The 22,347-nt window shown below is 62.8% G+C and carries 19 protein-coding genes; 7 read left to right on the top strand and 12 right to left on the bottom strand.

What is annotated here, in order from left to right; genetic code table 11:
- The first annotated feature begins 41 nt into the window (after positions 1–41).
- The 4 genes from E4662_RS06420 to E4662_RS06405 are packed head-to-tail and all read left to right on the top strand — an operon-like array spanning position 42 to position 3,169.
- Positions 42–1,301, top strand: a complete 1,260-nt coding sequence (locus E4662_RS06420; RefSeq protein WP_136440715.1) for a molybdopterin molybdotransferase MoeA — start codon at positions 42–44, stop codon at positions 1,299–1,301.
- Positions 1,298–1,825: a DUF2478 domain-containing protein gene (locus E4662_RS06415; RefSeq protein ID WP_136440714.1), complete on the top strand. Its 528-nt coding sequence runs from the start codon at positions 1,298–1,300 to the stop codon at positions 1,823–1,825. The genes E4662_RS06420 and E4662_RS06415 overlap by 4 nt, the downstream gene beginning before the upstream one ends.
- Positions 1,815–2,825, top strand: coding sequence for a GTP 3',8-cyclase MoaA (moaA, locus tag E4662_RS06410; protein ID WP_136440713.1), 1,011 nt, complete (start codon positions 1,815–1,817; stop codon positions 2,823–2,825). Before E4662_RS06415 ends, moaA begins: the two co-directional genes overlap by 11 nt.
- A gap of 23 nt (positions 2,826–2,848) precedes the next feature.
- Complete coding sequence (locus E4662_RS06405; protein WP_136440712.1) at positions 2,849–3,169, top strand: carboxymuconolactone decarboxylase family protein; 321 nt, start codon at positions 2,849–2,851, stop codon at positions 3,167–3,169.
- A 188-nt stretch (positions 3,170–3,357) separates the two neighbouring features.
- Here the strand turns inward: E4662_RS06405 and E4662_RS06400 are convergent, their stop codons facing one another.
- From E4662_RS06400 to E4662_RS06345, 12 genes are all read right to left on the bottom strand, one after another.
- Entirely contained in the window at positions 3,358–4,854 is a 1,497-nt protein-coding gene (locus tag E4662_RS06400; RefSeq protein WP_136440711.1) for an aldehyde dehydrogenase (NADP(+)), read from the bottom strand.
- Between the two features lie 12 nt (positions 4,855–4,866).
- Entirely contained in the window at positions 4,867–6,015 is a 1,149-nt protein-coding gene (locus tag E4662_RS06395; protein WP_136440710.1) for a fumarylacetoacetate hydrolase family protein, read from the bottom strand.
- The gene (locus E4662_RS06390) at positions 6,012–6,794 is read right to left on the bottom strand and encodes an alpha/beta hydrolase (protein ID WP_136440709.1); all 783 of its coding nucleotides are present in this window, start codon (positions 6,792–6,794) and stop codon (positions 6,012–6,014) included. The genes E4662_RS06395 and E4662_RS06390 overlap by 4 nt, the downstream gene beginning before the upstream one ends.
- Positions 6,795–6,796: 2 nt before the next feature.
- Positions 6,797–7,426, bottom strand: a complete 630-nt coding sequence (locus E4662_RS06385) for an IclR family transcriptional regulator (RefSeq protein ID WP_136440708.1) — start codon at positions 7,424–7,426, stop codon at positions 6,797–6,799.
- The gene (locus tag E4662_RS06380; RefSeq protein ID WP_136440707.1) at positions 7,423–8,772 is read right to left on the bottom strand and encodes a substrate-binding domain-containing protein; all 1,350 of its coding nucleotides are present in this window, start codon (positions 8,770–8,772) and stop codon (positions 7,423–7,425) included. The genes E4662_RS06385 and E4662_RS06380 overlap by 4 nt, the downstream gene beginning before the upstream one ends.
- Positions 8,773–8,786: 14 nt before the next feature.
- A complete protein-coding gene (locus E4662_RS06375; RefSeq protein ID WP_168797910.1) occupies positions 8,787–9,755 on the bottom strand; it encodes an ABC transporter permease in 969 nt (322 codons plus the stop codon).
- Complete coding sequence (locus E4662_RS06370) at positions 9,752–10,696, bottom strand: ABC transporter permease (RefSeq protein WP_136440705.1); 945 nt, start codon at positions 10,694–10,696, stop codon at positions 9,752–9,754. Before E4662_RS06370 ends, E4662_RS06375 begins: the two co-directional genes overlap by 4 nt.
- A complete protein-coding gene (locus E4662_RS06365; protein ID WP_136440704.1) occupies positions 10,693–12,210 on the bottom strand; it encodes a sugar ABC transporter ATP-binding protein in 1,518 nt (505 codons plus the stop codon). Before E4662_RS06365 ends, E4662_RS06370 begins: the two co-directional genes overlap by 4 nt.
- A 67-nt stretch (positions 12,211–12,277) precedes the next feature.
- Positions 12,278–13,408: a substrate-binding domain-containing protein gene (locus E4662_RS06360; RefSeq protein ID WP_136440703.1), complete on the bottom strand. Its 1,131-nt coding sequence runs from the start codon at positions 13,406–13,408 to the stop codon at positions 12,278–12,280.
- A 35-nt stretch (positions 13,409–13,443) separates the two neighbouring features.
- A complete protein-coding gene (locus tag E4662_RS06355) occupies positions 13,444–14,724 on the bottom strand; it encodes a metal-dependent hydrolase family protein (RefSeq protein ID WP_136440702.1) in 1,281 nt (426 codons plus the stop codon).
- A 205-nt stretch (positions 14,725–14,929) separates the two neighbouring features.
- The gene (locus E4662_RS06350) at positions 14,930–15,766 is read right to left on the bottom strand and encodes a bestrophin family protein (RefSeq protein ID WP_136440701.1); all 837 of its coding nucleotides are present in this window, start codon (positions 15,764–15,766) and stop codon (positions 14,930–14,932) included.
- 246 nt (positions 15,767–16,012) lie between these two features.
- The gene (locus E4662_RS06345) at positions 16,013–17,041 is read right to left on the bottom strand and encodes a LacI family DNA-binding transcriptional regulator (protein ID WP_136440700.1); all 1,029 of its coding nucleotides are present in this window, start codon (positions 17,039–17,041) and stop codon (positions 16,013–16,015) included.
- Positions 17,042–17,145: 104 nt separating this feature from the next.
- Here E4662_RS06345 and E4662_RS06340 point away from each other — a divergent pair, with 104 nt between their 5' ends.
- Genes E4662_RS06340 through E4662_RS06330 form a run of 3 tightly spaced genes read left to right on the top strand, consistent with a single transcriptional unit; the run spans position 17,146 to position 22,345 of the window.
- Entirely contained in the window at positions 17,146–19,470 is a 2,325-nt protein-coding gene (locus tag E4662_RS06340) for a DUF1989 domain-containing protein (protein WP_240705137.1), read from the top strand.
- Positions 19,467–20,525: a quaternary amine ABC transporter ATP-binding protein gene (locus E4662_RS06335; protein WP_136440699.1), complete on the top strand. Its 1,059-nt coding sequence runs from the start codon at positions 19,467–19,469 to the stop codon at positions 20,523–20,525. Before E4662_RS06340 ends, E4662_RS06335 begins: the two co-directional genes overlap by 4 nt.
- Complete coding sequence (locus E4662_RS06330) at positions 20,522–22,345, top strand: ABC transporter permease (RefSeq protein WP_136440698.1); 1,824 nt, start codon at positions 20,522–20,524, stop codon at positions 22,343–22,345. Before E4662_RS06335 ends, E4662_RS06330 begins: the two co-directional genes overlap by 4 nt.
- Positions 22,346–22,347: the final 2 nt, after the last annotated feature.

Raw genomic sequence — 22,347 nt, 5'->3', positions numbered from 1 at the left:
TCCCGAAAGGAGCCAACAGTTTCGACGTATTGGAGAGGGCCATGTTGGATCAAACCGGAAACTGTGGATGCGACAGCCTCAAACAGCGTTTCATGCCGCTGAATGCGGCGATCACGGTGGCGCTGGAGCAGGTGCGGCCGGTGCGCGAAACCGAAACACGTCTTTTGCAGGAGTGCACAGGGCGGGTCGCGGCCGCACCGGCCCTCGCATCCCGCGCGATGCCGCTTTTCGACAATTCCGCGATGGATGGGTTTGCGCTCGCGTCCGCTGATTGCGCAAGGGCCCTCTCGCTTCCGATTTCGGGCACCGTCGCAGCAGGCGATGGGCCCACGCAGCTGACACCCGGAACGGCCATGCGCATCTACACCGGCGCGCCGATCCCTGAAGGCGCTGACACGGTGGTCATGGCTGAGCATTGCGATGCCTCTGATGGCCATGTGACATTGCACAATGCGCCAGCACCGGGCGATAATATTCGCCGCGCGGGCAGCGACATGGCCGCAGGGGCGACCCTGCTCAGGGCAGGCCAGCGGATGGGATCGCGCCATATCGGGCTGCTCGCCGCGAACGGCATTGGGCAGTGCTCTGTGCACCGCAGAGTGCGTGTCGGGGTGTTGTCGACCGGGGACGAACTGGCGCAGGGTGCGCTGAACCCCGGACAAATCCACGATGCCAACCGCCCGATGCTTTTGACGCTTGCGGCGCAGGCCGGGGCCGAGGTCACTGACCTGGGTGTCTTGCCTGATGATCTGAAACAAACCGCCACTGCGCTGGCCAAAATCCGAGATCGGTTTGATCTGGTGCTGAGTACAGGCGCGGTGTCCATCGGCGGGCGCGACCACATACGCGCTGCACTGCACGCTGCCGGGGGTACGCTGGGGGGCTGGCGGGTGGCGATCAAGCCCGGCAAGCCCGTCGCCTTCGGCCGTTTGGGGTCCACCGTGTTTACCGGGCTGCCCGGCAATCCCTTTGCGGCCTATGTCGGCTTTCACCTCTTTGCCGGACCGCAGATCGCCTGTCTGTCCGGCGCCCCATACCGCCCATTTGCGCGCCGCCCGGCGCGCGCGGCGTTCGACTGGCAGCGCAAGCCCGGCAGAGCCGAAGTGTTTCCCGCAAAGCTTAAAGGCTTTGACGCGCAAGGCGTGGCAAAGCTCGAACGGCTTGGGGCTGGTGTTTCGGCAACGCTCTTTCCCCTGGCCGATGCCGACGGTCTGGCCATCGTCCCGGCCGAAACCGCTCACGTCGCGCCAGGGGATCGATTGCAATGGCACCCATTTGAAGACACCGGAGACATACGATGAGCCATCCCACTCTTGCGGCAATCCGGTTTGATGACGCGGATGTCGACAGCTTGCTGGAGCAGACGGTCAAGACGCTTGTGAGCCAAGGCCACACGGTACGCGGTGCGCTGCAAACGCGTGGCGAGACGGGCGGGGAGTGCCACTGTGCCGATATGGATCTGCATGTGATCGGACAGGACCGCGTGTTTCGGATTTCACAGCCTCTCGGCAACGGATCGCGAGGGTGCCGCCTGCATCCCGGCGCACTGGCCGATTGCGCTGCGTTTTTGCAAGCCGAACTGGATGACAATGTCGATCTGCTGGTGCTCAACCGCTTTGGTCGCGGCGAAAGTGAGGGGCGGGGCTTCCGCGATCTGATAGCATCGGCCCTGTCAAAGGGTATCCCCGTGCTTACCGCGTTGCGCCCAACCTATTGTGAGTCTTGGGCCGCATTCGGGGGTGAGCTGGCGCGTGATCTGCCCATGACACAGAGTGCTGTACTCGAATGGTTCGCCGACACACGGACGCTCTGCCATGCCGCTTGATGCACAGAAAAACGCGCCGCTGGTGGACGCTTTTGGCCGCGCGGTCACGTACCTGCGCATGTCGGTTACAGATCGCTGTGATCTGCGCTGCACCTACTGCATGGCCGAGCACATGGTTTTCCTGCCCAAAAAGGACTTGCTGAGCCTTGATGAGATGGCCCGGCTTGCGGATGCCTTCATCCGCCGTGGCGTGCGCAAACTGCGGCTGACCGGGGGTGAGCCGCTGGTGCGCCGGGGTGTCATGGACCTGATGGGTGATCTTTCCAAACACTTGCGGACCGGCGCGCTCGACGAGCTGACCTTGACCACCAACGGCACTCAGTTGGCGCGCCACGCCGAGGCGCTGGCGCGTCTAGGGGTGCGGCGGGTCAATGTCTCCCTCGATACGCTCGATCCAGCCCGGTACGCCGCGATCACGCGTCTTGGCTCCATTGAAAAGGTGCTCGAAGGGTTGGATGCCGCGCAATCGGCAGGGCTGTCGGTCAAGCTGAACGCGTTGGCCAGTCGCGGGCCGTTTGAAGCGGAGGTCGACGATCTGATCCGCTTTGCCCATGGTCGCGACATGGATCTGACGCTGATCGAGGAAATGCCGATGGGCGCGACCGGGCTGAACCGCTCGGACAGTTTCCTGGCTTTGGATGATCTGCGCATGGCTCTGGCTCAGCGCTGGGCAATGACCAATCTGCGTCACACGACGGGCGGCCCGGCCCGCTATGTGCGGCTGGCTGAAACCGGCGGTCGGCTCGGGTTCATATCCCCGATGTCCTGCAATTTCTGCGCCCTGTGCAACCGCGTCAGGCTGAGCGCTACGGGGCGGCTCTATACATGCATGGGCCAGGAAGGGTCCGTCGATCTCAAACCGGCGCTGCGCGGGGACAAGGCCCAACTGGGCCCGCTTCTGCGCAAGGCCATCGCCGCAAAACCCCGTGGCCATGACTTCGAATCTCAAAGTGTTTCCCAACCTTCGGTCCGGCGATTCATGTCCGATCTGGGCGGCTAACCAATCCTGAAAGGAGCAAGACCATGACCCAAGAAACCCTTCCCGGCGCAGCCGGTGATCTGGCAGAGCTGCACCCTGAGATCTGGGCAGCCTATTCCGAACTCGGCGCGGCCATCGCAGCCTCCGGTGATCTGAGTGAGCGGGAAAAGCGTCTGGTGAAGCTTGCACTGGCCATTGGCGCCGGGTCCGAAGGCGCGGTCCACTCTCATGCCCGCCGTGCAATGGACGAGAATATCCCGACGGTGGACCTCTACCAAATCGCGTTCCTCGCGATCGGTCCACTGGGTTTCCCCCGTTCGGTTGCCGGTTGGACCTGGATCAAGGATGTGACCGCAAACACCTGACTGCTTGCAATCCGGTGACAGGAAAGAGCCAACAATGGGTTGGCTCCTGCCAGAGCGAAGCCTTTCAGGAGGCGATGGTTGTTCCGAGAAAGGCCAACCTTCGCGGGGCAGGCCATTCCCATGGCCGCCGGCGTCATGGGGATCGGCCTGCACCGATCGCTTGCTTGGCGCGAACCCGGGTAGGAGCGCTATTTCATCAGATCCAGTGCCTCGGGCATGTTCTGATAGCACACCGGCCTGAGAAAGCGGCGGATCGACAGGGTTCCGACGCTCGTCGCCCCGAAGTTGGTCGAAGCGGGGTAGGGGCCTCCGTGAACCATGCTGTCGGCGACTTCGACGCCTGTTGGGAAGCCGTTGAACAACACCCGTCCGGCCTTCCGTTCCAGCACCGGCAAAAGCTCCGTCGCGAGCGCTGCATCGGAACTCTCCATAAAGACGGTCGCGGTCAATTGTCCGTCCAGACTGCGCGCGATTTGCGCATAGCTGTCCGTGTCGTTGATCACCACGACAAGGCCCAGCGGGCCAAAAACCTCGTGGGCCAGCGCAGGGTTGGCGCTGAAATCGGACTGTGAGACGCACAGCAGATGCGGCCCGGCTGCTCGCGGTTCTGCCGCGCTGGACACAAGCGCGCTCACGCCTTTGGTTTCAGACATCTTCTGGCACCCGTGATTGAACGCCTGAGCGATCCCTTCGGTCAGCATGGTCTGATGCGGAACCTCCGAAAGCGCAGCGGCAACGGCTGCGATAAAGGCCTCCGCCTCAGGCCCGGCGGGCAGCAATACAAGGCCGGGATTGGTACAGAACTGACCGGCGCCCATGGTCAGCGATGCCGCCCAGCCTTTGGCAACCTCGGTGCCCCTCGCTGACAGGGCGCCGGGGAGCAGAAACATCGGATTGACCGAGCCCAACTCGCCGAAAAACGGGATTGGCTCGTCCCGGGCCGCGCACAGATCAAAGAGCGCCCGCCCGCCACGCAAAGAGCCTGTAAAGCCAACCGCCTTGATCCGCGGGTGCCGCACCAGCGCACCGCCAACGGCGTTGCCGCCATCATGCACGAAACTGAAAACGCCGGGATGCAGGCCGCAGGACCGGCGGGCGGCGTCAACCGCCTCTGCGACAAGAGCGCCGGTGCCGGGATGGCCGGGATGTCCCTTGACCACCACCGGGCAACCGGCCGCCAGCGCCGCGGCGGTGTCACCGCCGGCGGTGGAAAAGGCCAGCGGGAAGTTCGAAGCGCCAAACACGGCGACAGGGCCGACCGGGCGTTGGACCATTTGCAGGTCCGGACGGGGCAGAGGCTGACGATCCGGAAGCGCCGGATCATGGCGCAGGTCGAGATAGTCGCCCTTGCGGATATGCTCTGCGAAGAGCCGCAGCTGGCCGGTTGTCCGGCCACGTTCACCGTCAAGCCTTGCTTCGGGCAGTCCGGTTTCGGCTGTGCCAATACGGGTGATCTCGGCGCCGCGTGCCTCGATTTCATCGGCAATGCGGTCGAGAAAATCAGCGCGCGCGTCGCGGCTGGAGTAGCCGAAGGACCAGAAGGCCTCTTCCGCCGCTTCGCAGGCGCGATCCACCAGCTCTGGCGTGCCTTTGCAATAGCTTACAGGCTCGCCGGTGGCGGGGGTTGAGACAAAGCTTTCGGGGCCGGCGAGCCACTCGCCGGCTATCAGGTTCTTTCCATCCATGGTGTCTTGTCCTCAGATCAGGTTGCGCTTTGCGAGGTTTTTCATCAGGGCGCTGGTTCCGAAGACCCAGGGAGGGCATTCGGTCGACAAGCGCACGGTGTTGGTCAGCGTGCCGAGCGCCGGGTTGGAAATTTCCACCCGGTCGCCCAGTTTATGGGTAAAGCCATGGCCGGGCGTGTCGCGGTCCTGGGTTGGGGCAAAAAGCGTGCCCATCATCAGGAAGAAGCCGTCCGGATACTGGTGGTGCGCGCCGCGGGTCTGAGCAACCAGATCGGTCGGATCGCGGCTGATCTCGGTCATGGCGCTTTGACCGTTCAGGACAAAGCCGTCTTCGCCGCTGACCCTCAGGGTCAGTTCGGCCCGCCGCACGTCGTCCAGCCCAAAGCTGTCATCGAAGAGCCGCAGCATCGGACCAATGGCGCATGAGGCGTTGTTGTCCTTGGCCTTGCCCAGAAGCAGGGCCGAGCGTCCTTCGACATCGCGCAGGTTCACGTCATTGCCCAGCGTCGCGCCTTTGATCCGGGCCTGGCTGTCCACAGCCAGAACCACTTCTGGCTCGGGGTTGTTCCAGGTCGAGATCGGGTGCAGCCCGATGCTCGCGCCCCGGCCAACCGCCGACATGGCTTGTGATTTGGTGAACACTTCCGCATCCGGACCAATCCCCACTTCGAGATACTGGGACCAGACATCCTCTGCGATCAGCGCCGATTTGAGTGCCATCGCCTTGTCTGATCCGGGAACCACCGCGCGCAGGCTGTCACCCAAGATGGCGGTGCACCGTTCTCTGATCTTGTCAGCGGCGGCGGCGTCGCCCTTGGCCTTTTCCTCGATCACCCGCTCCAGCATCGACGACACAAAGGTGACGCCGCAGGCCTTGATCGCTTGCAGGTCCGACGGGGCAAGAAGGTAGGGTTTGTTGCTCTCCGGGGTCTCTTTGGAGTTGGCGGCAACGGCCTCGATGCTGCCGATGCTCTGCCCCGGAGCGCCAAGGGCGGCGTCCGCCGGGTTATCCAGTTCAAGCAGTGCCTGCATTGTCGGGATTTCGCGCGAGGTGATGTCTACCAGTTCGGCCCCCCGGCGGACGACTATGGCGGGGCCGTCCGCTTCGGGCAGCCAGACACGCCCGACAAAGGTGCCGGTCTGTGGAAGATCTAGGGTCATGTGTGGGTGTCCATCGTCAGAAGTTGGGAAAGGAGGTGATCGGCCTGAGCACAGGCTGTGCCGATCAGGGACATGTGGTCGGCCCCTTCGAGAAGTTGCCATTGCGCAGGGCCGGAGCTCGCCATAAGCGCGCCGCCGCGCAGAAACTCCTGGGTTTCGGCGCTGCCATTGACGAAAACCGTGGGCGGGCGATCCGTCGAGGGGCGCAGGCTGAAGGTGTCTATTTCAGAAGGTGTCAGGCGCAGTTCGGCCTGTAGGAATGACAGGGCCACCGGGGCCAGATCATAAACCCCGCTCAGGGCGAGAACACCGGCTGTGCGGGCCCGCAACGCCGAATCGGTCATCGCCGACAGCGCCAGATGCGCTCCCGCAGAATGGCCAACCAGCAAAAAACGGGTATCGGGAAAGCGCTCAGCCAGCCGGTGCAATCCGGCCTGCGCATCCGCCACCAGATCGGCCAGTCGGACCTCGGGCATGAGGCGGTACTCGATATTGCCCACCGCCGCGCCGTGGCCGGTGAAGGCGGGCATCATGCAGCGGTGGTTTTCCGCCTCAAGTGCGCGCCAATAACCGCCGTGGATGATCACCGGTAGCAGGTCTTTGGGGCCAGTGCCTGAGACCCATTCAACCCATTGGCGCGGATGCGGCCCGTAAGGCGCTTTCTCAAACGCAAACTGCTCTGTCACCGTTGCGCTGTCCCGCGCCATGCGTTCCAGCGCATCGCCGAAACCCGGAAGGATGGCGGAGAATTTGAATTGGCTGTCCCAAAAACGTTGCATCGTCAGTCATCGGCCCCGCTGGCAACGATTTGCTCTGCGGCGTGCGCCAGAGCGCCTTCAAGGTTTTGCGGCACGCTGCGGCGCGGGTTGAGCAAAAGCCCGACCAGAACGATGAAGCGTTCGGTCGACATCACCGGCACGACAAGCGCCGCGGTGCGCCGCGCAATGCCCTCGCTGACGGAGCGCAGGGCGACCTCGGACACGGCGCCCAAAGTAAAATCCGGGATGGCGTCGAAGCTATAGTTGTGGCTGATCTGGGTCTTCTGACTCTCGCGGCCAATGGAATGTGGCCCCATGGTCAGGTCCATGTCTTCGACCACGGCCACAAAGGCGGTGTGCTGGGTGCTTTGGCGCAGTTGCACCAGGATCGGCTGGGCCATCGGTGCGAGCCGGCCGAGGCCAAACCCGTGAAACCCGGTGCGCAGCGCCGTGAGCCCGGGCAGATAGCCGCCTCCGGCATCGCGGCGCAACAGACCCTCCGCCTCAAGCGCCGCCACGTGTCGATACCCGGAACTGGCCGGGATGCCTGCCGCGTTGAACAGACCCGCCGGGGTTGCGTGCAAAGCCTGTTGCGGCGCCGCGATCAGCGCCTCGAAGGAATCGACGGCGCGGGTATAAGCGTTGTCTTTCATGCTGAAACACTCCTTTCAGGGGTCGGCTTCGTGCTGCGCAGGGCAGGCCCTTGCGACAGGATGGCGTCATCGGGCAGATCCCACTCGACATGCAGCTCGGCCCAGCTGTCGGCCTTGACCGAGGCAGTCTCACAGCCGCGGGGAAGGACGATTTGCACCGGTTCTTCGACGCGCTGCGGCACCGTGTTCCCGCCCAGCACATCGAGCGCCAGTTGCAACGCGCGGGCACCCATGCTGGCCGGATAATCCAGCGCAGCCATCGGCACCTTGTGGTGCAGGCAAAGCTTGTACATCTCGTTCAGATCCCCGCCGGTATGGGCCGGGATGCCCAAGCCGCTGTCGAGAAACCGCCGCACCGAACCGATGCCTTGCAACCCGCTGTCGCACCAGACGCCGTCCGGCGGGCGGCCCGCTTCGGCCAGAACCTTTTCGATGGCCTGATAGCCCCCCTGTTCGGTCCAATCGGTGTAGCTGACGTTTTCCACCTGGATGCCGGGGAAGTCGGAAAAGGTCGCGAGGGCGGCTTGCTGACGCCGCAGAGCCGGGCTGGCGCCTTCCAGCCCGCTCAGCATCCAGACCCGGCCTTGTCCGGCAAGATGCTCTGCCATCCACAACGCGCAAATCCGCCCGATCCGATGGTCCGATGCGGTGACAAAAGAGACAAGGGACGAGCGATCGTTTGGCCTACGGTCAACCGCGATGATCGGCAGCCCCTGCCGGGCCAACGCGCCAAGGCGATCACTGAGCGCGGTGTCGTTGACCGAGGTGATCGAGATGATCAGAAGGTCGATCCCTTGAGCGACAAGCGCGTCGATCTGCTGCAATTGCCGGGCGGGATCGTCTTCCGCGTCCAGCACCAGCAGGTCCGAGATCTGCGCCTGCGCGATCTTTTCCGCGTAGTACAGGCTTTGCAGCATCGCCCTGCGCCAGGGATTGCTTGTGGAGGCATTGGAAAAGCCGATGCGGTAGGGGGCGGATTTGCGGAAGCGGCTGGCATCAACCGTGCGCACAAGCGCCGGGTCCCATTCCAGATCGGGCCGGGCCGCACCTGCCGCGCCGGATCCGGGCCGCGCAGTGACGGACAGGGTCTTGTCGTCCGCGGCTTCCGGCGCTTCCAGCCCCGCAAAGATCAGTCCGCGCGCCTTGGGGCCGAGCCGCAACTGCCCGTGATCAAAGCGCTCCAGCCAATCTGCGGCAACCAGCGCGCGGATCAAGCCGAAACCGGTGGACCGGGTGACGCCCAGATCATCGAGGATCTCGTGCGTGCGGCGCGGGGTGTTGTTACCGTCGAACCCTTTCAGGATCTCGGCAATGCGCTGCACGTTGGATTTATCGTCTCTGGACATCCTGGGCCACCCGATCAGTTTTGCGACCGTTTCATGTAAACGGCAGCGGCGAGGATAATCAGGGTGCCCTTGATCACCAACTGCAGTTCAATCGACAGGCCGAGGATCACGACGATGTTGAACAGCGACACCAGGATCAGCGCGGCCAGCAACGATCCGGGCACCGAGCCTTTGCCGCCTGACAGGGCCGCGCCGCCGATCACTGCTGCGGCGATGCTGTCCAGCTCGTAGCCGCGCCCGGTCCAGTTATCGACAATGCCGACATAGCCGACGAGGAACAGCCCGGCGATGGCCGCCATCACGCCCGAGATCACGAAGGCCATGACCACCAGCAGCCGTGTCGGCGCACCGGTCATATAGGCCGCGTCGGGGCTGTCTCCGTAGAGCTTGAGAAGACGGCCAAAGACCGAGCGTTCCAGCATCCAATGGGCGGCAAAAGCGACAATGGCCAATGCAATCAACGCCACGGGAATGCCAAAGATGTCCCCGGTCGCGAGCCAGCGGAACGTCTCGGGCAATGCGCCGCCGGGCGCGCCCTTGGTATAGGCAAAGCGTATGCCTTGCAGAACGATCATCGTCGCCAGCGTGGCCAAGAAGGGCGTGACCTTGCGATAGGCCACCAGGTAGCCGTTCAAAGCGCCGATTAGCGCGCCCAGCAAAAGGCCAACCGCAAAAATGACCGGGGTCACATCGATCAGCGAGGTCGAAAGCACCGCGACCGTGGCCATGATCGAGGCCACCGACAGGTCAAGTCCGCGCACGATGATCACGATCATCTGGCCGATCACGACAAAGCCGAGCGGCGCGGCCTGGATCAGGATGTCCTTCAGGTTCGCCGGGGTCAGGAAACGCGGCGACAGCGCTGTGGTGACGGCCCAGATCACCACCAGAAAGCCGACCAGCAACAGCAACTCGCGCCGTTCCGTCGCGCGCACGGTGTTGCGGTTGGGGGTGGCGGGGGCATTGGTGTCGGTCGCGGTCATGACTTGTCCTTCCCGATAAAGAACGACACAGCCGCAATGATGATCACCCCTTCGGCGATCCATTGGTAGAAGCTGGAAACGTTCATGAAATTCAAAACATTGGCAAGCAGGGCGAGCAGGATCACCGCAAGCGCTGTCCCCAGAACGCCGCCTTTGCCGCCCGCGAGGAGTGTGCCGCCGACGATCACGGGTGTGATCGAACGCAGGTCGAACCCGACGCCTGCGCGCGGGTCTCCCACGCCGAAACGACCGGTCATATGCATCGCGGCAACCGCGCAAAGCAGGCCCGAGAGCGCATAGATCGCCACCTTGGTGCGGCGCACCGGCAGGCCGGACACCGCCGAGGCCGCCTCGTTGTCGCCGATGGCGAAAATGCGGGTGCCGAACCCGGTGCGCCACAGCATGAAGCCCACCAGCAGATACAGCGCGATGACAAACAGCATGCCAAACGGCACCGCGCCGATGCGGCCATAGGTGAGATCTTCGAAGAAGAGCGGCACCGAGCCAGACGGCTGGCGGGTGATCAGCAAGGCTGCCCCGGCAAGGATGGTCGATGTGCCCAGCGTCGTGATCAACGGATGCACGCCCACATAGGCTGTGATTGCGCCGTTGACGATGCCAATGCCGACCCCGAGCGCAATGACCACCGCCATGGCAAGGAGCAGCGTTCCGCCGCTGTCTCCGGCGAGAGCGGCAAAGACGACCGCGAGAAAGCTCAGCGCGCCAGCGTAACTCAGATCGATACCGCCTGAGAGAATAACGATGGTTTGCGCCAGCGCGACGATGGCCAATGTGACCATCTGGTCCTGTACGTTGGCGATGTTCAGCGGCGTTGCGAAACGGTCCGACGTTGACATGCCCAGGGCAAAGACAATGGCAATCAGTGCCAGAACAACAAGATGGACGGGTTGGGCGCGCGTGGCGCGGACAAGCGTGCTCATGCGGCTACTCCGTGATGGCTAGCGGTTTCGGCTGCGGCAACGGTGATGATCGCCGCCTCGGTGATGTCCTCGCCTCGCAGCTCTTTGGCGATTTCGCCGTCGCGCATCACGAGGACGCGGTCTGCCAGGCCAACGATTTCAATGAGTTCCGACGAAATGACCAAGAGCGCCATCCCGTCGTCGGCCAGTTGGCGCAGGGCTTTGTAGATGTCGGCCTTCGCGCCGACATCGACGCCGCGTGTCGGCTCATCGAGGATCAGAAGTTTGGGTCGGTTTTCCAGCAAACGGGCGACAAGCACTTTCTGCTGGTTGCCGCCGGACAGGGCCGAGATCGGCAAGCCGACATGATCGACAACCACGCCGCGGCGTTCCTTCAGAACCGAGGCCCGGCGTTCCTCGTGGCCCGGCGGGATGGCGTTGTGATGCGCGCCCAAGCCGGGTGTCGTGGCCGAGAAATTGCGCGCGACCGAGGAGTTGAGGAACAGCCCGTCATCCTTGCGCGATTCCGTCAGCATCAACATGCCCGCCTCGATGGATCCGGCCGGATCGCGGTGCGGCATCGGCTCCCCCATCAGGCTGACATCGCCCGATACGGCCTCGCCGGCGTAAAGCGCGCGCGCCAGTTCGGTGCGTCCCGATCCAACCAACCCGGCCAGCCCGACGATCTCGCCTGCGTGCACTTGCAGGGTGGCGGGTGGCAGTCCACTGGCCACAACCAGATCGCGGACTTCCAGCACCGCTTCGCCTGCCGTTGGCGTGGCGGCTTTGGCCGGGAAAAGATCGCCCAGCTCACGACCGACCATGGCTGCAACAACGCTGTCATGGGTGTAATCGGCGGTCGGCCCCTTGGAGGTGACCACGCCGTCTTTGATCACCGTGATATCGGTGCAAATTTCGAATATTTCGTCCAGCCTGTGCGAGACATAGACCAACCCCAACCCCTTGGCGCGCAGATCGTTGATGATGCGAAAGAGGTGGCGGGTTTCATTCTGGCTGAGCACGGCGGTGGGCTCGTCAAGGATGAGCACCTTGGCCTCAGAGCGCAAGGCCTTGGCGATCTCGACCATCTGCTTGTCCGCCACAGACAGCGTTTCAACCAGCGCGTTCGGATCCAGCGTGATGCCCAGCTCGTCCAGCAAGGCCTGTGCGTCGGCGGTCAGCGCCTTTCGGTCGATCAGGCCGAGGCGGGTGCGCGGCTCCGCGCCCAGATAAATGTTTTCGGCAATCGACAGCGCGCCCAGCACGGAGAATTCCTGGTGCACCACCGCAATTCCGGCGGCGAGGCTTTGCCGGGGATCAGTCCAGCGCGCAGGCTGGCCTTCGAATTCCACATGCCCGCCCGTGGGCGTGTAGAGCCCGGTCAGCAGTTTGATGAGCGTGGATTTCCCCGCCCCGTTTTCACCGCACAGCGCCACCGCGTGGCCGCCGTGAACCTCGAACTCGATGCCCTTCAGCACCTCGTTGGGGCCAAACGATTTGTTCAGACCGCGCGCGGCCAGATATGGCTGAGCCATTGCCTTTCCTCCCGTCTGAGGACGGGGCGGCGGAGTAGGGGCCGCCCCGGTCCGGGGGTTTGGGGGATTATTTCGGGTAAACCGCCGAGAAGGTCGCCGGGTCGTAGTCAGCGCCGACACCGGAGGACATGATGACCGAGCCGGGCTTATCCATCAGCGCGTAGTCCTTGACGAAGACGTCAGCCTGCACGCTGGCGGTTTCGTGGCCTTCGGACACGACAACCTGCTGATTGACCTCGATCCGTTGCGGGATGCCTTTGCCGTCGAGCACGTCGAACAGGACTTCAAAGGCCTTGGCTCCCATCGCGGGCGGATAATCGACACCGACCATCGGCACGTCATGCTGAACACTCAGCTGATACATCGCGTTGAAGTCACCCCCGGTGTGCGGCGGGATCGTGCCTGCAGCGTAGCCCGCAGCAAGGAAAGCCTCGACCGAGCCTGAGCCCTGCAAGCCGGAGTCCGCCCAGACGCCGGAAATCTCGCTGCCGTATTTCTGGATCAGCGCCGACATGATGGTCTTGCCGTTGGCGGGGGACCAGCTGGTGTATTGGGTTTCGAGCACTTCGATCCCCGGGTACTGGTTGAACACCTCCAGCGCGGCCTTGATCCGGTTCTCGGCAGGGGAGGCCCCAGCCAGACCGCCGAGCATGACAACCTTGCCTTCAAAGTTCAGCGTCTCCGCCAGCCATTGCGCGGAAATCCGTCCCAATGCCTGGTCCGATGCGGTGACAAAGCTGATGAAGTTCTCTTTTGACGGAACCGACCGATCGACAAGAACCACAGGCACGCCCTGGCGCTTGGCGCGGCGGATCACCGGATCCATTGCCTCGGCCGTGGCTGGGGAAATCAGCAGAATATCAACACCCTGCGCGATCAGATCCTGAACGTCCGCGGCCTGTTTCGACGGATCGTCATTGGCATCGGTGATGATAAAGCGTTCCAGCTTGTCTGCATTGCGCTCGGCAGCCGCTTCGATGCCATGCAGCATCGCAACCCGCCACGGGTTCGAGATCGAGGCGTTGGAAAAGCCGATCACATAAGGCCCGTCTTTCTTGTATTCCGCTGCGTCGACGATATCGGTCGATCCCGGATTCCAAAGGAATGTGCGCGGCACCCCTTCGTAATTGTCGGCGAAAGCCGAGCTGGCGAGCACACCAATGGATGCGGCGACAGCCGCTGATTTCAAGATACGCATGCGTTTCCTCCCTTGCGTAATATGTGGTCTGAGACTTACTCGGCGGCGCGGATCAGCCCGCCTTTGTTGAAGCCGGTGCGCGGATCCTTGAACAGCACACCGTCCTTCATGATCATCGTCAGGTTGTCCTGATGCTGCACAAGGCTGACATCCTTGGTCACGTCGCCTTTGACCAATAGAAGATCGGCGAGGAAGCCCTCCTTGACCTGACCGATCTGGTCTTCCATTTGCATCAGCTGGGCACCCACATGGGTGGCGCATTTCAACGCTTCGACCGGCGCGTAGCCGAAATAGGTCACAAAGTGTTCGAGATCACGGGCGTTCTGGCCCATGGGCGTCACCGCGAACCCATAGTCCCCGCCGACAGCCACACGCAGACCGCGCTTGCGGATTTCGTGATATGTCGCGCAGGTGGCGTCAAACTTGCGGTTGAGGTTGAGTTCTTCCGCAACTTCCTTGGTAATGCCCGCAATCTCACCCTCGCGGGTGGCGTTGTGAACAAGGCCAAAAGCGGGCCCGAGGATGACGCGATCCTTGGCGTCCTCCAGCATGTCGAGCGCCTCTTCATCGGCAAAATCGCAGTGATAGATGCAATCGACCCCATGGCGCACCGCCATCTTCACCGATTCCGAGGACCGGGCATGGGCGGCGACAGTCTTGCCGTATTTGCGGGCCACGGCCATGAAGGCGGCCAGTTCATCGTCTTCCAGCGGCGTGATTTCCGCCCGGGCAAAGCTGACGAACTCGTCGCCAGAGATATTGATTTTCATGTTGTCGACGTTGTCGCGCACGCATTCGCGCGCAACGCGGCGCATTTCAAGCGGGCCATCCGCCACAAGTCCAAAGCTCTCCTGGTAGATGTGCCGCTTGCGCTCATCTCCCAGACCGGCCGTGGTCGTGATCTCGGGGCTCGAGGCGCGCATACGGGGGCCGTCAAGAACACCGGCATTGATCGCGTCGCGGGCGGTCACGCCGAGCATCGGCTTGGCTGAGGCAGCCTCAAACACCGAGGTGAAGCCGTGGCTTAGCAACAGGCGCAGGTTCTGCGCGGTTTTGAGCATATGATCTTCAGGACACAGCTGGCCAAGCTCCCAAGGCTCGCCCACGCCGGTAAAGCTCGGATGGCAATGGCCTTCGACCATGCCCGGCATCAACGTATGGCCGCTGCCGTCAATGACTGTGCCTTGGGTATCTACGGGGCCATCGCCCTTGGCGATCTTTTTGATCTTGTTGCCTTCGATGGTCACGGTAGCCGGATACGCGGCCTCCGAAACCCCATCCCAAACGGACGCACCCGTGATCGTAATCTGTGACATTGCTTCCTCCCTTGTGTGAGCGCCAGGGCACCCATTGCAGGCAAGGTGAGCGAAGATGTCGGTTGGAAGTAGCCCGATAATCCGGTGATAAGCCCACATATTGGACTATTCCAGAATGAGGGGTTGTTGCTCGCGAAATGGACCGAGAACACGGCGTGAGGCCCACATTTTCCGGTTTCCGATTCCCGGTCAGGACCGCCTTTGGCTATTTCAGAACGTAATCTTTGGTTTCAACCAGCGGCGTCAGGTCGCTCCGGCCCATGGCGGTTTCGAGCTTGCGTTTGCAAATGGCTTCCAACGCGTTCACCGGCACGGCGTGATCGGACTCGGCAAACGGGTCCTCAAGGCAATCGGTGACCGCCGCCAATCCCAGGAACACATAGGCGGTGACGCCCGTCAAAATCGGTGAAAACCAGCCCGCGCCGGCAAAGACCGCGAAAGGCAGCAAGGTGCAGTACACGAATACGGTCCGGTGTATCAGCAGCGAATAGACAAAGGGCAGGGGCGTCGCTTTCAACCGTTCGATCCCGACCTGCGCGCTGGTCAATCCGGCCAGCCTGTTCAGCAGCGTCATGGCTCCGATCTCGCTCAACCGGCCTGTTCGGGTTTCTGCCGCCAGCACCGCCGCGACCCGATCAAGCGCCACTTCGGCGCCGGGGCTTTTGGGCGCGGCGAGGGCACCGATGAAGTCGTGCAGGGTCTCAAGCGTCCGAATGCGCACGGCACCGTCCGTCAGAAGAACATCGCTTTCCCGGCAGAAACTGCGGATGTCCCCGACGATCTGCCCCCAGAGCTTCCGGCCTTCCCACCAACGGTCGTAGGCCGCGTTGTTTCGAAAACCCAGAAACAGCGACAACGCGATACCGATACCGGCCATCGGACCGAGCGGCAGTTGCGGCAGGTGTGCACCGGCGAGGAAGAGCGCCTCCAACAGCACGGACAGGAGCGCAAAGCCAATGATCTTCGGAAGAACCTGCGGAAGGACAGAGCCTTGCATGGCGATCAGCAGATCAAGGTAGTTTCGAGGTGTCCGAACAATCATGTGACGCAACCTGCAGCAGGAGAATGACGGTTTGGCTATCCGCCCCGCGCCGCACTGACAATAGGGCAACTGGGAGGGCGTCACGCAGTTCAAATGTGCCGCGAGGCCGGTTTTGCGTACCACAGCGCACCATCATGCGCCCGCCATGCCCTTGAATTTCCGCCGTATTACCGTGGTCTAGACCTTGGATGCTAGGCGCACGTTGGGTTCAGATTTTTTGCAAGCCAGCGGGCCCATTCAGCAAGGTCATTTCCGTTTGGCCTTAAGCCGGGACGGCGCGGTGGATTCGCGAACCATCAGGGCGTTGGGCAGGCAGGCGGGGCTGGGCCTGGTACCGCTCTCCACCCATTTCGCAAGCCCCTCGGCCGCCAACCGCCCCATCTTTTGCGCGGGCAGCCGGATGGTCGACAGGCTGGGGAAGGTCGAGCTGGAGCCGGGCAGGTCGTGAAGCCCCATGACAGACACATCGTCCGGGACGGCGATCCCTCGGCGTTGCAGCTCGAACAGAACGCCAAAAGCCTGCACATCAGAGACGCAGAGGAAGGCGTCAAAAACCCGGCTCTCGCCGGATGCCTGTTTCACCGCATCCGTTCCGCCAGCAATCGTCAGATCCGTTTCGAGGAAGGTCAGCTGCACGTCCGCGCGATCTGTGGCGACCCCAGCCACACGGGCGCGCGTTCGGTCGTTGTTTTGTGCCGGGCCATGGACCACCGCGATATTCCTGTGCCCGAGCTCCAACAAATGAGACATTGCCAGTGCTGCCGCCTCGCGGTTGTCGTAGCCGATCGTCGGGTAGCGGAACGCGGGATCATAGTAGGAAATGACAACAGCCGGGACCCGCGTGCGCTCAATCAAGTCGTAAAGGGCGTCGCAGTGCGTTGTTCCGGGCATGATCAACCCTTCCGCGCCGATATCCAGCAGTTCCTTGGCCCGCTTTGCTTCTTTGTCAGGGTCTTCACCGGTGGTGGCGACAACCAGAGAAAAGCCGAAGTCTTCCAACCGGTTCTCGACCGCTTCGATGGTCAGGGCAAAGATATCGCTGTCCAGCGTTGGCACCAGCGCGCCGATGATCTTGGTGCGCCCGCTGTTGATGGCCCGTGCCGCAGCGCTGGGGTGAAAGCCGAGTTCCGAAATCGCTTTTTCAACCCGTTCGCGGGTTTCTTTCTGCACGACATCGGGGGAGTTCAAGACGCGGGACACGGTTGCAACCGAGACCTCGGCGACCCGTGCCACATCTCGAAGGTTTGCCCGTTTCTTTTCGCGCTTGGGAGCCATGATCAAAGATTAAGCACATAATGTAACTGGTTACAATAATCCTTGACTCATCGCGGAAAGCTACTGTGTAACTAGTTACATGGCATGTGGGACAGGGGGATTCTGTGCTCGACAAGGCGATACACCGCAGTTTCAACAATGTCGGATTTTCCGGCGCGGGGCGTATGTTCCCCGGTTTTCCGCCCAAGTCCGAAACGCTGCGCGCCCGTCTCGCCCCGCGGGACGCCAAGCGCTGTCAGCTGGAAGCTGGTGATCTGCTGTCAATCCGTCCGCTGGCCAAAGGGCAGTCCGTGTCGCTTCTGGTGTTCGGTGAGGCCGGTCAGCAGGATCCCGGACTTCTGGGTCTGCAAAAAGACGCCGAAGTTGCGCCGGACGCATTTTCGAGCGCCCCGCTGCTTGGCTGGATTGCCAGCAACGGCGGCGATCCCAAGTCTGCGCTGGCGGCCGCCTACGTGCCGCTGGATGATCTCGTGGCGCTGAAGGCGACGGCGCGCTGCACCGTCTGGCTGCTGATGCCGCAGGGGGCAATGGATCTTGTCGCGTCGGCGTCTCTGGGCGCGGTCGAGTTTGCGGTCAAACCGGGAGGCGCAGGCGCGCGCGCGCCTTTGCCGCCGCTCTTGGGCGACACCCGCGACGAGTTCACGGTCAAACGCGGATCGGCGATGGCCTATGAACTGCGCCCCGGTGAAATCCTTCAGGTCATCGATGTGGAAGGGCAGCAATGCTCGGACTTCATGGCTCTGCGGCGCGACAGCCTTGATGCCGGGGTTGAGCATGGCATCGACGGCACCGCCACGCGCTCCATGGTGCGCGGGGCCTATCCGGGGCCGGGTCTGTTCGACAAATTCTATGACCGCGAGTTGCGGCCCCTGATGCGGGTTTTGCAGGACACCTGCGGCCGCCATGACACCTTTGGCATGGCCTGCACGGCCCGGGGCTACGAAGACCGGGGTTACCCGGGGCACCTGAACTGCTCCGACAATATATCCATGGCGCTTGATCCCTATAGTGTGGCCTACCGTCCGGCCTGGCCTGCGATCAACTTTTTCTGGAACACCTGGATCGATGCGCATTCGCACCGGATCATGACCGAAGAGAGCTATTCGCGCCCCGGCGATTACGTCGCGATGAAAGCAATCGAAGAGCTTGTCTGTGTCACCACCGCCTGCCCGGACGATCTTGACCCGATCAATGGATGGAACCCAACGGATGTGCATGTGCGCATCTATCGCCCCGACACGCCAATCCGCCGCGCGGTGGCTTACCGAGAGAAGGAAGACGCGCCCATGTCCATCAGCGAGGAGAGCGCCTTTCACCCCGCGACGTCGAAACTCACCAGCCATTTCGCGCCCGCACGCGATCTGTGGGCACCGGTGAGCTTCCCGTCGGTCGGGACAGTTGGGGAGTACTGGGCCTGCCGCGAGAAAGTGACGCTTCAGGACATGTCTTCGCTGCGCAAATACGACATCGTCGGGCCGGACGCCGAAACGCTGCTTCAACGCGCCATGACCCGCAACATCGCGCGGCTCAGCGTCTGGCGCGGCACCTATGCGCTGATCTGCGACGAGGCCGGAACCGTCGTGGATGACGGCACCTTGTTCCGCATTGGGCCTGATCTGTTCCGCTGGTGTTGCGGCAGCGAAGAGAGCGGCCGTGTGTTCGAGGCGATTGCCGAAGAAGAGGGGCTGCAGGTCCGCATTCACGGCATGGACGGCGCCATGCCGAACCTTGCCTTGCAAGGCCCCCGGTCGCGGGACGTCCTGCGCAAGATCGTCTTTACCCAGCCGTCGCATCCCTCGCTGGAAAACCTGAAATGGTTTGGCGTGACCATCGCACGTCTGCACAACCGCGAGGGCATTCCGTTCATGCTCGCGCGCTCCGGTTATACGGGCGAGCTTGGCTATGAGCTGTTCTGCGCGGCCACCGATGCGCCCGAGCTATGGGACGCCATCATGGACGCGGGGGCGGAATTCGGCATCGCACCCATGGGCTCGGCTGCGCTGGAGACCATCCGGATCGAGGCCGGGCTGGCCTCGCGTGCGGAGTTTGCTGCCGGGATCGACGCGCATGAAGCGGGGCTTGGGTTTGCGGTTGATCTCAAGAAGACCGACTTCATCGGCAAGGCCGCTCTGGAGCGCAACGCCCGCGATCCGCGCCGCGTCCTCAAGGGGCTGATGTTCGACTGTAACGATGTCCCGCTGCACGGCGCGCATGTTTACGCAGGCGAACGCGTCGTCGGAACAATCACGTCTGCCACCCGGTCGCCGATGTTCGAAAGAACCATCGCCATGGCCCGGCTTGCCGTCGAGCACGCCGATGTCGGCAGCACATTGGAAGTCGGGCAGATGGACGGACGGATGAAACGCCTGACCGCAACGGTCTGTGACATTCCGTTCTTTGACCCGAAACGAGAAAGGGCCCGCGCATGAGCGAAGCAGTCGTCGAAATTGACGGTGTCTGGAAGGTCTTTGGCGAACGCGCCAAAGACGCGATGGACGCGATCCGAACCAGAGGCCTGAGCAAGGCAGATGTGCTTGATGAGTTTGGGGCGGTCGTTGGAGTCAAGGACGCGAGCTTCCGCGTGGGCGAGGGCGAGATTTTCTGCCTTATGGGCCTGTCCGGCTCCGGCAAATCCACGCTTGTGCGGCACATCAACCGCCTGATCGAGCCTTCCGCCGGCACCATCCGTGTTCTGGGCGATGACATTGGCAAGATGAAGCCCGACGCGCTGCGCGCCGTGCGCGGCACCAAGATCGGCATGGTGTTTCAGAACATGGCCCTGCTGCCGCACCGCTCGGTGCGCGACAACATCGGCTTTGCGCTCGAATTGCGCGGCATGGACGCCTACCACCGCTCCAAACTGGCGGATCAGGCGTTGGAAACCGTGTCCCTGCATGGCTACGGTGACCGTTTGCCGTCCGAGCTGTCGGGCGGGATGCAACAGCGGGTCGGCCTCGCACGTGCGCTGGCGGCGGATCCGGAAATCCTGTTGATGGACGAGCCGTTTTCCGCGCTGGACCCGCTCATCCGCCGCAACCTTCAGGACGAATTCCTCGGCCTGTCCGCCAACCTGAAAAAGACCACGGTCTTTATCACCCACGACCTCGATGAAGCGATCCGCATGGGCGATCACATCGGCATCATGAAGGACGGGGAGATTGTCCAGATCGGCACCGCCGAAGATATCGTGACCGCCCCGGCGGATGACTATGTGGCGGATTTTGTTGCCGGAATTTCGCGCCTCAAACTGGTGTCGGCGGCCAAGATCATGGTGCCGCTGGACAAGTATCAGTCCAAACGCGGGCCGCTGGACATGAGCCAGGACCATCCCGTGGCGCGGCCCGAAGATGATCTCGACACGCTGGTTGGCCTGTCCACGCATTCCGAGCTGCCGGTTTTGATCAAGGCAGACGGAGACACCATTGTCGGCGTGGTCGACAAGAACACGCTGTTGCGCGGCCTACAGGGGAGTGCAGAAGAATGAGCATTCACGCAGGAACAGGCGCAGAGCAGCGCATCGTCGATGATCGCGACGTTTCGGTCGAGGCGTTTGTCGTCGAGAAAGCGGACTACTACACGCCGATCTTCGAACTGCTGCAGCGCGGAAAACTGCCGCGCTGGCACATGAATATCTGGGGGCTTTTGCTGCCCTGGTTCTGGGCGGCCATGCGCGGCACCTGGATAATGTTCTGGATCGCTCTTGCGTTGGATGTTCTGGCGATTGTCTGCCTCATGCAGGTGGTCAAATTCTCACCGCTGCTGGCGGAGGCGCAGGCCAATGCGGCGGACAACGTGACTTTGATCGCGCGCTATTCCGGCTGGATTCAGAGCTTTGGCACCGTCGGTGTCATTGCGCTGATTGCCGGGCGGCTCTGGATGGGGAGCAGCGCAAACCGCTTCTACTATGGGCAATACACCCGCTGGCGGACAGACAAGGGCGTGGCAAACGGCGTGAACATGCGCCGCGTGATCCTCGCTGCCGTCATCATCGCGCTGGTGGCGCCGCTGACCATCTACCGCGCCTCGCAGCAACGGCTGGACGAGCGAGCCTGTCTCAACCAGATCCGTGCTGGCGAAACCGTCACCGCGCTGCTGGCGCAGCACGGGGTGAGCGACGTGGCAGAGCTGCTGCCAAAGCTGTCCGCGCGCGCAGACGATCTGGCCGCCGAGAAAGCCAGCCTTGACGCCATCAGCGACCGGACGGAGGCGCAAAACACGCGTCGCTCCGGCATTCGCAAGGAGCTGCGCGGGGCCGAGCGGGACCTGTCCACAGCCGAAGACTTTGTGGCGATCAGCCGCCGTGACCGCTTCGATTGCTGGTTCATCGACGATTTCCCGACCGTGGCCCGCATCGACCCGCCCGAAGATGTGGTCTACCGCAGCGTGCCCGACGAAGAGGCCATCGCGGCAGGAGACGAAGACGCCACCAAGGTGATCCGCATCGTCAAGGATCCGGTCGAAGGCCGCGTCGTGAACATCTTCACCTACAGCTCGGAAAGCATCGACAAGTCGATCAACTACCTGCGCGCCAACTTCGCGGGCATCTTCGACGCCATCACCCACGTGTTGCGCCAGTCGCTGATCCGGGTGGAAGTGGCCTTCATGCAAACGCCCTGGCCGGTGGTGTCCTTCCTGTTCATCGCGCTCAGTTGGGCCTTTACCGGCAAAGGCACGACGATCTTTGTCGCCTCGTCCCTCGCTTTCCTCGCCGTGTTTGAACTCTGGCAGGTGGCGATGCAGACCATGGCGCTGGTCGTGGTGGCTACGGCGATCTGTATCCTTGTCGGCCTTCCGGTCGGGATCTGGATGGCCAAGAACAAGGTCGCCCGGGTTATCACCGAGCCAATTCTGGACGTGATGCAGACCATTCCGTCGCTCAGCTACCTTGTGCCCGCGGTTGCCTTCTTCGGCATCTCGCAGCCCCCGGCGGTCATCGCCACCGTGATCTTCGCCATCCCGCCGATGGTCAAGCTGACCGCGCTGGGCATCCGGCAGGTGCCGGAGAGCACCAAGGAAGCCGCGCTCGCCTTCGGCTCATCCGAACGCCAGCTCCTGCGCAAGGTCGAACTGCCGATGGCGATCCCGTCGATCATGGCTGGGCTCAACCAGACGATCATGCTGGCGCTTTCGATGGCGACCATCTCGGCCTTCATCGGAGCCGAAGGCCTCGGCGCGCTTGTGACCGCCTCGCTGGGCGATGCGCAGGCGGGCAAGGGGCTTCTGGCCGGTCTCGCCATCGCGCTGGTGGCGATGATGATCGACAGAATTCTGAAGGGGATCCGCGCGTCGTTCAGCCGGATCTGAAC

The organism is Pacificoceanicola onchidii, from assembly GCF_004804335.1.
Classification (GTDB): Bacteria; Pseudomonadota; Alphaproteobacteria; order Rhodobacterales; family Rhodobacteraceae; genus Pacificoceanicola; species Pacificoceanicola onchidii.
This window is presented reverse-complemented; position numbering and strand designations above follow the sequence as displayed.